Source organism: Streptomyces sp. NH27 (assembly GCF_056859195.1).
In genome coordinates this window covers 1-11,446 of record NZ_JACEGK010000238.1, presented here as the reverse complement: position 1 = coordinate 11,446, position 11,446 = coordinate 1, and the positions used below count along the sequence as shown (strand labels likewise).

At 73.3% G+C, this 11,446-nt stretch carries 10 protein-coding genes; 3 read left to right on the top strand and 7 right to left on the bottom strand.

What is annotated here, in order from left to right; all coding sequences use genetic code 11:
• Together AC13HU_RS20160 and AC13HU_RS20155 are read left to right on the top strand one after the other, a co-directional pair.
• On the top strand, positions 1–1,230 hold a 1,230-nt coding region (locus AC13HU_RS20160; protein ID WP_483043296.1), incomplete at its 5' end, for an ABC transporter permease.
• Between the two features lie 8 nt (positions 1,231–1,238).
• On the top strand, positions 1,239–2,264 hold the full coding sequence (locus AC13HU_RS20155; protein WP_483043299.1) for an ABC transporter ATP-binding protein: 1,026 nt from the start codon (positions 1,239–1,241) through the stop codon (positions 2,262–2,264).
• A gap of 123 nt (positions 2,265–2,387) precedes the next feature.
• Here the strand turns inward: AC13HU_RS20155 and AC13HU_RS20150 are convergent, their stop codons facing one another.
• From AC13HU_RS20150 to AC13HU_RS20130, 5 genes are all read right to left on the bottom strand, one after another.
• Positions 2,388–3,467: an LOG family protein gene (locus AC13HU_RS20150; protein WP_483043298.1), complete on the bottom strand. Its 1,080-nt coding sequence runs from the start codon at positions 3,465–3,467 to the stop codon at positions 2,388–2,390.
• A gap of 289 nt (positions 3,468–3,756) precedes the next feature.
• Positions 3,757–4,869 carry a hypothetical protein gene (locus AC13HU_RS20145; RefSeq protein WP_483043295.1) on the bottom strand — a complete coding sequence of 371 codons (1,113 nt, stop codon included), beginning with the start codon at positions 4,867–4,869 and terminating at the stop codon, positions 3,757–3,759.
• A gap of 139 nt (positions 4,870–5,008) precedes the next feature.
• Positions 5,009–5,731, bottom strand: coding sequence for an ABC transporter ATP-binding protein (locus tag AC13HU_RS20140; RefSeq protein ID WP_483043294.1), 723 nt, complete (start codon positions 5,729–5,731; stop codon positions 5,009–5,011).
• A gap of 241 nt (positions 5,732–5,972) precedes the next feature.
• Positions 5,973–7,352 (bottom strand): aspartate aminotransferase family protein, encoded by a 1,380-nt coding sequence (locus tag AC13HU_RS20135; RefSeq protein WP_483043293.1) that lies wholly within the window; start codon positions 7,350–7,352, stop codon positions 5,973–5,975.
• A 2-nt stretch (positions 7,353–7,354) separates the two neighbouring features.
• The gene (locus AC13HU_RS20130) at positions 7,355–7,816 is read right to left on the bottom strand and encodes an Lrp/AsnC family transcriptional regulator (RefSeq protein ID WP_329373841.1); all 462 of its coding nucleotides are present in this window, start codon (positions 7,814–7,816) and stop codon (positions 7,355–7,357) included.
• 206 nt (positions 7,817–8,022) lie between these two features.
• Here AC13HU_RS20130 and AC13HU_RS20125 point away from each other — a divergent pair, with 206 nt between their 5' ends.
• Positions 8,023–9,468, top strand: coding sequence for a gamma-aminobutyraldehyde dehydrogenase (locus AC13HU_RS20125; RefSeq protein ID WP_483043292.1), 1,446 nt, complete (start codon positions 8,023–8,025; stop codon positions 9,466–9,468).
• A gap of 193 nt (positions 9,469–9,661) precedes the next feature.
• On the opposite strand, the gene AC13HU_RS20120 is transcribed toward AC13HU_RS20125, so the two are convergent.
• On the bottom strand, positions 9,662–10,312 hold the full coding sequence (locus AC13HU_RS20120; RefSeq protein WP_483043291.1) for a glycerophosphodiester phosphodiesterase: 651 nt from the start codon (positions 10,310–10,312) through the stop codon (positions 9,662–9,664).
• Between the two features lie 61 nt (positions 10,313–10,373).
• Positions 10,374–11,432: an adenosine deaminase gene (locus tag AC13HU_RS20115; RefSeq protein ID WP_483043297.1), complete on the bottom strand. Its 1,059-nt coding sequence runs from the start codon at positions 11,430–11,432 to the stop codon at positions 10,374–10,376.
• Positions 11,433–11,446 lie beyond the last annotated feature (14 nt).

The following is an 11,446-nucleotide window of genomic DNA, read 5'->3' as shown; positions in this document are numbered from 1 at the left end:
CTGCCCGCCCTCGCCCCCTCCGTCGCGGCGGCCGGGGTGATGTTCTTCCTGTTCACCTTCACCTCCTTCGGCGTGAACCAGATCCTCGGCGGCCCCTCCCGCGCCACCCTGGAGGTCGAGATCTACCGGGAGACCGCCGAGGTCTTCGACCTGCCCACCGCGGCCGTGCTCACCCTGCTCCAACTCGTCGCGGTCGGCGCGATCCTGGCCGTGCACGCGTGGACGGCCCGCCGCCGCGAGTCCGCGCTGCGCCTGGTCGACCCGGCCGGCACCGCGCACCGGCCGCGCGGCGCGGGCGAACGTACGCTGCTCGGTGCCGTCCTCGCGTCGATAGCGCTGCTGATCCTGCTGCCGCTCGGCGTGCTCGCCGCCCGCTCCTTCGACGGCCCGAACGGCTACGGCTTCACCTTCTACCGTGCGCTCGGCTCCACCAGCGCCGACGGGACCTTCCTCGTCTCACCGCTGCACACGGTCTGGAACTCCGTGCGCTACGCGGCCGCCGCCACCGTGATCGCCTTGGTGATCGGCGGGCTGGCCGCGGCCGCCCTCACCCGCCGTACCGGTCGGTTGATGCGCGGCTTCGACGGACTGCTGATGCTGCCGCTGGGCACCTCCGCGGTCACCGTCGGCTTCGGCTTCCTGATCACCCTGGACAAGCCGCCGCTCGACCTGCGCGACTCCTGGCTGCTGGTGCCGCTGGCACAGGCGCTGGTCGGCGCGCCGTTCGTGGTGCGGGTGATGTTGCCGGTGCTGCGGGCGGTCGACGAGCGGCTGCGGGAGGCCGCCGCGGTGCTCGGCGCGTCCCCGCTACGGGTGTGGCGCGAGGTCGAACTGCCGCTGGTCGGGCGGGCGCTGGGCATCGCGGCCGGGTTCGCGTTCGCCGTGTCGCTCGGCGAGTTCGGCGCGACGGTCTTCATCGCGCGCCCCGACAGCCCCACCCTGCCGGTGGCCGTCGCCCGGCTGCTCGGCCGGGCCGGCGAGATGAACTACGGCCAGGCGATGGCCCTGAGCACCATCCTCATGGTGGTCTGCGCGGCCAGCCTGCTGATCCTGGAGTACCCGCTGTCCGGGCGTACGGCGCCGGGCCGCAAGGGCGCGCGGCCCGACGCGCGTGCGGATGCCCCGGCTCCGGCCGTGGCCCCGGCTGCGGTTCCGGCTCCGCAGGCGGCCGTGTCCAGCACGGTGCCCAAGACCCCCGCCGCCCAAGCCCGTTCGGAGAGTCCCCGATGACCGATGCCCTGCTGCGCCTGGAGGGCGCCACCGTACGGTTCGGGGCGCGCGCCGCACTGGACGCCGTGCACCTGGACGCCGCCGCGCACGAGATCGTCTGCGTGCTCGGGCCCAGCGGCAGCGGCAAGTCCACGCTGCTGCGCGCGGTCGCCGGGCTCCAGTCGCTCGACGGCGGCCGGGTGCTGCTGGACGGCGCCGACCAGACGGGTGTGCCCGCGCACCGCCGCGGGGTCGGGCTGATGTTCCAGGACCACCAGCTCTTCCCGCAGCGCGATGTCGGCGGGAACGTGGCGTTCGGGCCGCGGATGCACAAGATGCCGCGCGACGTCCGGGACCGGCGCACCGCCGAACTCCTCGACCTGGTGGGCCTGCCCGGTGCCGCCGCCCGCCCGGTTGCCACGCTCTCCGGCGGCGAGCAGCAGCGGGTCGCCCTGGCGCGTGCGCTCGCGCCCGAGCCGCGGCTGCTGATGCTCGACGAGCCGCTGGGTCAGCTCGACCGCTCGCTGCGCGAACGGCTCGTCATCGAACTGCGCCGGTTGTTCGGGCAGTTGGGCACCACCGTGCTTGCCGTCACCCATGACCAGGGTGAGGCGTTCGCGCTCGCCGACCGGGTCGTGGTGATGCGGGACGGGCGGATCGAGCGCAGCGGCACCCCACTTGAGGTGTGGCAGCGGCCAGGCTCCGAGTTCGTGGCCCGCTTCCTCGGGTTCGACAACATCACCGGGGCCACGGTCGGCGGCGCCGTCGCCGTCACCGCCTGGGGCAGGCTGCCGGTGCCGGACGGGACTCCCGACGGCGAGCACCTCATCCTCGTCCGGCCTTCCGGGGTGCGGCTCGGTCCGCCCGACGGCGCCGGGCTGCGCTGCGAAGTGGTCTCGCGGACCTTCCGGGGCGGCCACGTCGGCGTAGTGCTCCGGCCCGAGCGCGGCCCCGCCCTCGAAGCGGAGTGCGCGTTGCGCGAGGCTCCGGAAATCGGGGCTCCGGTGGGTGCCTCGTTCGCGGCCGAGGACGTCGTCGTGCTCAGCCCTGCGTGAGGCTCGGCCGGTCCGCCCGTTCTGCCCGGTTCCGTCGGTTCCCGGACCGTCCGCCGGTCATGGGCTGGTCGCGCGGTGCCCCCTGGCTTCGCCGGGAGGTGTCCCCACCCCCAGAGCTTGCGCCTACGCGGAACCCAGACGCTCCAGGGCCGCGGGGACATCGTCCACGCTGTCCACGAGGGCGATCCGTCCACCCATGGAACGACCTTCCGCCAGCGCCTGGAGCAGCGGCCAGGCCGGCACCTCGGCAGTCCAGTGCGCATGGTTCACCAGAACCATCGGGGCGGGCTCGCCGTGCGAACCGTAGTAGTTCGCGGTGGCGGCGTCGAAGATCTCCTGGACGGTGCCGGCGGCGCCCGGGAGGAAGACCGCGCCGGCCGAGCAGCGGGAGAGCAGGCCGTCCTCACGTGTGGCGTTCGCGAAGAACTTCGCGATGTGCGCGGCGAACGCGTTGGGCGGCTCGTGACCGTAGAACCAGGTCGGCAGGCCGTAGGAGGGCCCGCCGTCCGGCCAGCGTTCGCGTACCTCGAAGGCCGTCGACGCCCAGGCGTCGATGGACGGGGCGAAGGACGGCGTGCCGGCCAGCACGTCGAGCGCCTTGCCGAGCATGACGTCGTCGTACGCGGCCGCGTATGCCCCGAAGTTGGCCGCCTCCATCGCGCCGGGCCCGCCACCGGTCGCCACCGTCAGCCCGGAGGTCGCCAGCGATCGGCCCAGCCGCGCGGCGCCCGCGTACGCTTCCGTGCCGCGCTCCATCGCGTGCCCGCCCAACACCCCCACGACCCGCGCGCCGCCGAGCCGTTCGTCCAGCGCGTCGGAGACCGCGTCGTCGTGGATGGACCGCAGCATCGAGGCGAAGACGTCGCGCTCCGCCGAGGTCCGCAGCCACCACTCGTACGTCAGCGCGTCCGGCGTCGCGCCGTACCCGCCCTCGGCCAGGTCCGCGTAGAGCTCCTCGGGCCGGTACGGCGCCGCGCGGTAGGGGTCGAACGGCAGGCCGGGCACCGGCGGGAAGAGCAGCGCGCCGCCGGCCCGTACGTGGGCCAGGGCCTGCGGTTCCATCGGGCAGCCGAGGAACACCGCCTCCGATGTGTCGGTCACCAGCAGCGCGAACGTCCGCGCGGTGAGGTCCACCGCCCGCACCCGGCAGTTCGCGAACGACCCGCCGAGCGCGACCGAGTCGAACTCCTCCAGCGTCTCCACCTCGCGGGCCCGGCGGGCGACCTCCGGCGTGGCGTCCGAGGGCGCCTTCGGCGGCTCCGGCGGGCGGCGGGGACCGCGCGTCGGGCGGGGCAGCCGCGGATGGGGCGGATAGGACGAATCGGGCGGAGTAGGCGCTGGCACGGCAGCACGATAGCGCGCTCAGGTGTGCGCCGGGCCGTGGCGAAGGAGGACCAAGGAGGACCTCGGCGTAGCGCTGTTGACGCGGCGCCGCGCGCGGATGACCGCACGCGGCGCCGTATGACGTGCCCGGCGACCCCGGGACCCGGGGCTACGGCGTCGGGGACAGCGCCGCGACCAGCAGCGTCGGCACCAGGAAGGTGACCACCAGGACGCCCGTGCGCACGGTCGCCGACGCGCGCAGCACCGTGGCGGGCACCGCCAGCTCGCGCAGCGCGGCGGCGGCGGGGGCACGCGCCGTACGGGACTCCATGGCGGCGACCGCGGTCGAGGCCAGCACGCACATGCAGATCAGCGCCGCCGCGAACGTGGTCACCGGGCCCGGTGTCCGGCCGTTGTGCTGGTGCAGGCCGTAGCCGGACAGAGCCACCGCCGCGGTCGCCGAGAGCAGACCGAGCGGACGGCCGAGCCGCCGGGCCTCGTGCTGGAGGCCGCGGCCGGACAGCAGTCGCAGCCCGCCCGGCCGGTACGCGGCGAGCAACCGCCCGCAGCCGTAGACCAGCCCCGGTCCCGCGAGGACCAGGCCCGCGGCGGTCAGCACCCAGCCGCCGACCGCGGCCGGTGCCATCGAGCCGAGCCCGCTGGGCAGCGGGAAGGTGTGCCCGTCGGGCGCCGTCACCTCGATCGCCAGACCGATGGCGACCAGCGCGACCCCCCACGGCAGCCCGCCCGGCATGTCCTCGGCCGGCTTGTGCTCGGCCCGCAGCCGCGCCGCGCTCGCGACACCGGCCGTCAGCGGGACCAGCGCGAGCAACGTCACCGCTCCGGCCGGCGGCAGGCTGCGGTCCGCCGCGAGCAGCCCGGGCCCGACGCCGTGGTACGGCACGCCCGTCACATCACCGCGCAGTTGGAGGAAGGCGAGCAGGGCCAGCACGCTGCCGAACGCGCACACCACGGTCACGGTCGCCGCGGTCAGCAGCACCACGCCGTTACGGCCGAGGCCGACCGCGGCGAGGCCCGCACGGGGCCAGCCGCCGGATTGCGCGCGGCCCACCGCGACCGCGAGCTGCACGGTGACCACGACGGGCACGACGCACCAGCCGAGCCGTGCGACCGCGTCCGGCGTACCGCCCTTCGGGTGAGCCAACGCCCAGCCGAGGGCCGCCAGCAGGAGCAGGCCGGTGCCGCACGACGCGAGCGCGACCAGGGCCCACCGGCCCAGCGCGGCGGGCCGGGCGCCGCGCAACAGCCGCAGGCTCAGCACGAGCCGCTCCGCGGAGCGGCGGCCGTGCGCTGCCGGCCCGCTGTGGCGTCGTCGTGGTCGGCCGCGCGGGTCACGCCCCGGAGCTTCGCCCGGGCGGGAGCGTCCCCGGCGCCGCCGCTGTGGTGCTCGGCGCGGGCCCTCATACGGTGGCCGGGCGGGGAGTGGCCAGGTCCTGGTCCTGGGCGGGGGTACCGGCACGGCCGTCGGCGAAGGGGACGACGCGGTCGGCGTGTGCGGCGATGTCGGGGTCGCTGGTGGCCAGGACGACGGTGATGCCGTGGGTGCGGGCCGCGCTGGTCAGGGTGCGCAGGACGTGGGCGCGGTCGTTGCGGTGCAGCGGGGCGGTCGGCTCGTCGGCGAAGACCACTGCGGGGCCGGTGACCAACGCCCTTGCCACGGCGACCCGTTGGCGCTTCGCGGCGGGCAGTCCGGTCGGCCGCCGGCGGGCGATGTCGCCGATGTCGAGGCGGTCCAGCCACTCCCGGGCAGCGGCGCGCGCGGTCCTGCTGCTCTCGCCGCGCAGCAGCAGCGGGAGCGCGGCGTTCTCCCACACGTTCAGCTCGGGCAGCAGCTGCGGGTCGGCGCCGATCCAGCCGAAGCGGTCGCGGCGCAGCCGCTCGCGGGCGGTCTCGGGCAGCGTGTGTACGGGGCCGCTGTTGAACCAGACCTCGCCCTCGTCCGGGACGAGCTGCCCGGACAGGCAGCGCAGCAGCGTCGACTTCCCGGAGCCGCGCGGGCCGGCGAGCGCGAGGATCTCCCCGGCCCGCACGCTGACCGACACGCCGAGCAGTGCGGGCGAGCCCTGGTAGGAGTGGCGCAGGGCGCGAGCCCAGAGCACGTCGTTGTCGGGCGGGGCCTCCATGCCGTACCTCCGCGGATTGCGAGTTCACCCGGGCAACGAGCCCGGGTGGTGTCCGGTCACTCCCCGGCACGGTAAGCAGGGCGCGCGCCCTTTCGCCCGCAGGCGCAGCGGCGGACCCCCCGATCGGCCGAGCGGTGCCCTCCCCGGGCGTGGGGCGCTTTGGCGGGGTGCGTTACAGGGGCGCGGGGGTGGTATCCCCAGCGCCCCTGTAACGGAGCCGCCGCCCGGGGAGGGGGCGCCGTCAGAGCTTGGTCCACGCCTCCTGGAGGACACCGCGCAGGATGGACTCGATCTCGTCGAAGAGCGGCTGCTCCGAGATGAGCGGCGGGGCGAGCTGGATCACGGGGTCGCCGCGGTCGTCGGCGCGGCAGTAGAGCCCGTTGTCGAAGAGCGCCTTGGACAGGAAGCCGTACAGGACGCGCTCGGTCTCCTCGTCGGTGAACGTCTCCTTGGTCGCCTTGTCCTTGACCAGCTCGATCCCGTAGAAGAAGCCGTTGCCGCGCACGTCGCCGACGATCGGGAGGTCGCGCAGCTTGTCGAGGGTGGCGCGGAAGCCGGCCTCGTGGTCCAGCACGTGCTGGTTGAGCCCCTCGCGCTCGAAGATGTCGAGGTTGGTGAGGGCCACGGCGGCGGAGACCGGGTGGCCGGCGAAGGTGTAGCCGTGCAGGAAGGTGTTGTCGCCCTGGTAGAAGGGCTCGGCCAGCCGGTCGGAGATGATGCACGCGCCGATCGGGGAGTACCCGGAGGTCATGCCCTTGGCGCAGGTGATCATGTCGGGGACGTAGTCGAACTTGTCGCAGGCGAACATCGTGCCCAGCCGTCCGAACGCGCAGATCACCTCGTCGGAGACGAGCAGGACGTCGTGCCGGTCGCAGATCTCGCGGACCCGCTGGAAGTAGCCGGGCGGCGGCGGGAAGCAGCCGCCGGCGTTCTGCACCGGTTCGAGGAAGACCGCGGCGACCGTCTCGGCGCCCTCGAAGAGGATCTCCTGCTCGATCTGGTCGGCGGCCCAGCGGCCGAACGCCTCCGGGTCGTCGCCGTGGATCGGGGCGCGGTAGATGTTGGTGTTGGGCACCTTGCGGGCGCCGGGCACCAGGGGCTCGAACGGGGCCTTGAGCGCGGGCAGCCCGGTGATGGACAACGCGCCCTGCGGTGTGCCGTGGTAGGCGACCGCACGCGAGATCACCTTGTACTTGGTGTAGTTGCCGGTGAGCTTGTGATACTGCTTCGCCAGCTTCCAGGCGGTCTCCACCGCCTCGCCGCCGCCGGTGGTGAAGAAGACCTTGTTGAGGTCCCCGGGGGCGTATCCGGCCAGCCGCTCGGCGAGTTCGACCGCCTTGGGATGGGCGTAGCTCCAGATCGGGAAGAAGGCCAGCTCCTGCGCCTGCTTGTAGGCGGTCTCGGCCAGCTCGTGCCGTCCGTGCCCGGCCTGCACCACGAACAGCCCGGACAGGCCGTCGATGTAGCGCTTGCCGTGCGCGTCGTAGATGGAGGAGCCCTCGCCGCGGACGATGGTCGGCACCGGGGCGTCCCGGTAGTCCGACATCCGCGTGAAGTGCATCCACAGGTGGTCGTACGCGGACTTCGACAGATCGGGCTGATCGGCGTTCGGAGCGGTCATGGCTATCTGGTTCCCCAGGTGTAGGTCTGCTTGCGGAGCTTGAGGTAGACGAAGGTCTCGGTGGAGCGGACGCCCGGCAGCGCGCGGATGCGCTTGTTGATCATCTCCAGCAGGTGGTCGTCGTCCTCGCAGACGATCTCCACCAGCAGGTCGAAGGAACCGGCGGTGAGCACGACGTACTCGACCTCGTCGAGTGCCGCGAGCGCGTCGGCGACCGGTTCGAGGTCGCCCTCGACATTGACGCCGACCATCGCCTGGCGGCGGAAACCCACGGTGAGCGGGTCGGTCACCGCGACGATCTGCATCACGCCCTGGTCGAGCAGCTTCTGCACCCGCTGGCGTACCGCGGCCTCGGACAGCCCCACGGCCTTGCCGATCGCCGCGTACGGGCGGCGCCCGTCCTCCTGGAGCTGTTCGATGATCGCCTTCGACACCGCGTCTATCGAGGCGGAAGCGCCGTTCATGTCACGAGTGGCCACGCGCACCACTGTGCAGGAGAGGTCGACGGTCCCGCAAGCCCTTGACGATGAATTCCGTTGTGTTAGGCCGTCCGTAACACCGAATCGGTTGTTGTGGCCAGGCGGGTGTGTCGAATACGGCAGTCCTGGCGCTAAGCTGGGTTGTGTCTCACTACATGGACATGGACCAGAAGGATCAGGGAGCAAGCGCCGTGACCGAACTCCGTATTCTGCGCAACCACATCGACGGAGAATTCCGCGACGCCGCCGACGGGCGCACCACCGAGGTGGTCAGCCCGGTCACCGGCCGGGCGTACGCGACCGCTCCGCTGTCCGGCCCGGCCGACGTGGACGCGGCGATGGCCGCCGCGCAGGCCGCCTTCCCCGGCTGGCGGGACACCACGCCCGCCGAGCGGCAGAAGGCGCTGCTCAAGATCGCCGACGCGATCGAGGCGCGCGCCGACGAACTGGTCGCGGTGGAGAGCGAGAACACCGGCAAGCCGCTCGCGCTGACCGCGAGCGAGGAGGTCCCGCCGATGGTGGACCAGATCCGGTTCTTCGCCGGCGCCGCCCGGATGCTGGAGGGCCGCTCGGCCGGCGAGTACATGGAGGGCCTGACCTCCATCGTGCGGCGCGAGCCGGTCGGGGTGTGCGCGCAGGTCGCGCCGTGGAACTACCCGATGATGATGGCGGTGTGGAAGTTCGCCCCGGCGATCGCGGCGGGCAACACCGTGGTGCTCAAGCCGTCCGACACCACCCCGGCCTCCACCGTGCTGCTCGCCGAGATCATGGCCGGGGTCCTGCCCAAGGGCGTCTTCAACGTGGTCTGCGGCGACCGCGACACCGGCCGGCTGATGGTCGAGCACCCGGTGCCGGCGATGGCGTCCATCACCGGCTCGGTCCGGGCCGGCATCGAGGTCGCCGGGTCCGCCGCCAAGGACGTCAAGCGGGTGCACCTGGAGCTGGGCGGCAAGGCCCCCGTGGTGGTCTTCGACGACCTCGACAGCGCGGCGCTGACCAAGGCCGCCGAGGAGATCGCGGTCGCCGGCTTCTTCAACGCGGGCCAGGACTGCACCGCCGCCTGCCGGGTGCTGGTGCAGGAAGGCGTGCGCGAGGAGTTCACCGCGGCGCTGGCCAAGGTTGCCGCCGGCACCAGGACCGGCCTGCCCGACGACGAGGACGTGCTCTTCGGCCCGCTCAACAACGCCAACCAGCTCGCCCAGGTCACCGGCTTCGTCGAGCGGCTGCCCGCGCACGCCAAGGTCGAGACCGGCGGCCACCGGGTCGGCGAGGAGGGCTACTTCTACGCGCCCACCGTCGTCTCCGGGCTGCGACAGGACGACGAGGCCGTGCAGCGCGAGGTGTTCGGCCCGGTCATCACCGTGCAGTCGTTCACCGACGAGGAGCAGGCCGTCACCTGGGCCAACGACGTGGACTACGGCCTGGCCTCCTCGGTGTGGACCAAGGACCACGGCCGGGCGATGCGGATGTCCAAGAAGCTGGACTTCGGCTGCGTGTGGATCAACACCCATATCCCGCTGGTCGCCGAGATGCCGCACGGCGGATTCAAGCAGTCCGGCTACGGCAAGGACCTGTCCGCGTACGGCTTCGAGGACTACACCCGGATCAAGCACGTCATGACGTCGCTCGAGGCGTGAACAGGTTGTAGCCCGGCCGCGGTCCGGCCGTCTCCCTACCGTGGTCCGGTTGCCGGCCGGACCACGGTACGACCGGTCCACCGCCCGCGGTCACCTGTCCGACGCACCTGTCCCGCCGCAGGTGCGGCAGCGGGCGCGCCAGGGGCACGAGGTGCTGCACCGGCCGCGGCGGTGAGGTGGGGTGGACGGGCGGTCAGGCCCGTCGGGACGCCACGCGCAGCAGCGCGTCCAGCCGGTTGGTGGTGATGGCGTCCACCCCGGCCGCGATCAGGCGGGACATCGAGCGCTGCCAGTCCGCGGTCCAGGCGGCGACCAGCAGGCCGCGGTCGTGCGCCCAGGCGACGGTGGCCGGATCCGCCAGGCCGAAGCGGAGGTTGAGCCAGTGCGGGCCGAGGCCGTCGAGCAGCGTGTCGGCGGGGCGCACGGAGGTCGTCCAGGTCATGGCGACCTCGGCCGACGGTTCCAGGGCGCGCACCTTGCGCATCGCGGCCAAGTCGCCGCAGTAGTAGACCCGGTCGGCCGCGCCCGCGTCCCGTACCGCCGCGATCGCGGGCGCTGCCTGCGGGACCTCGGTGAGGTCGATCAGCATCCGGGCCGGGCCGGGCCGGCGCAGGAGTTCGGCGAGCGCGTCCGCGAAGGGCGGCACGCCGCCGCCGGTCGCCTCGGTCACCTCGTCGTACGTCAGCGAGGTCACCGGCGCCGGGCGGCCCCACAGCCGCTCCAGCGTCGGGTCGTGCAGCAGCACCGGCACCCCGTCCCTGGTGAGGCGGACGTCCACCTCGACCACGTCGGCGCCCTTGTGCAGGGCGGACCGCACCGAGGGCAGGGTGTTCTCGCGGTGCACGTAGGGGTCGCCTCTATGGGCGACGACCGTTACCTGGTGTCCAGGGCGCGGTGCCACGGCGTCAGCTCCGCGCGGCGGGTACGCCGGAGCCACCGGTGGAAGCCCCGCCGGTGCCGGACCCGGCGGTGTAGGCGTCGATCTCCGCCGCCAGCCGGGCCTTGCCCGCCGGGTCGAGGAACGACGCGTGCACCGCGTTCTTCGCCAGTTCCGCGACGCCCGCGCGGTCCAGCTCCAACAGCCGGGCGGCGACCGCGTACTCCGTGTTCAGGTCGGTGCCGAACATCGGCGGGTCGTCGCTGTTGACGGTGACCAGGACACCCGCCTCGACCATCTGCCGGATCGGGTGCTCCTCCAGCGCGGGCACCACCCGGGTGGCGATGTTGGAGGTCGGGCAGACCTCCAGCGGGATGCGGTGTTCGGCGAGGTGGTCGAGCAGCCGGGGGTCCTGCACGGCGCTGGTGCCGTGGCCGATCCGCTCGGCGCCCAGGACATCGAGCGCGTCCCAGATCGTCTGCGGGCCGGTGGCCTCCCCGGCGTGCGGCACGCTGTGCAGCCCGGCCGCCCTGGCCCGGTCGAAGTACGGCTTGAACTGAGGTCGCGGCACCCCGATCTCGGGCCCGCCGAGCCCGAAGGAGACCAGGCCCTCCGGCCGCAGGTCCACCGCCAGGTGCGCGGTCTCCTCCGCCGACACCAGGCCTGCCTCGCCGGGGATGTCGAAGCACCAGCGCAGCACCACGCCCAACTCCGCCTCCGCGGCCTTGCGGGCGTCCTCGATCGCCTCCATGAACGCCTGCTCGGGGATGCCCCGGCGGGTCGAGGAGTACGGCGTCACGGTCAGCTCGGCGTAGCGGATCTGCTGCCGGGACATGTCCCGCGCCACCTCGTACGTCAGCAGCCGTACGTCCTCGGCGTCCCTGATCAGGTCCACCACGGACAGGTAGACCTGGATGAAGTGCGCGAAGTCCTTGAAGGTGAAGTACTCGGCGAGCGCGGCCGGGTCGGACGGCACCTTGGAGTCCGGGTGCCGGGCGGCCAGTTCCGAGACGATCCGCGGCGAGGCGGAGCCGACGTGGTGGACGTGCAACTCGGCCTTCGGCAGCCCGGCGATGAAGGAGTCCAGTCCGGTGCCGGCGC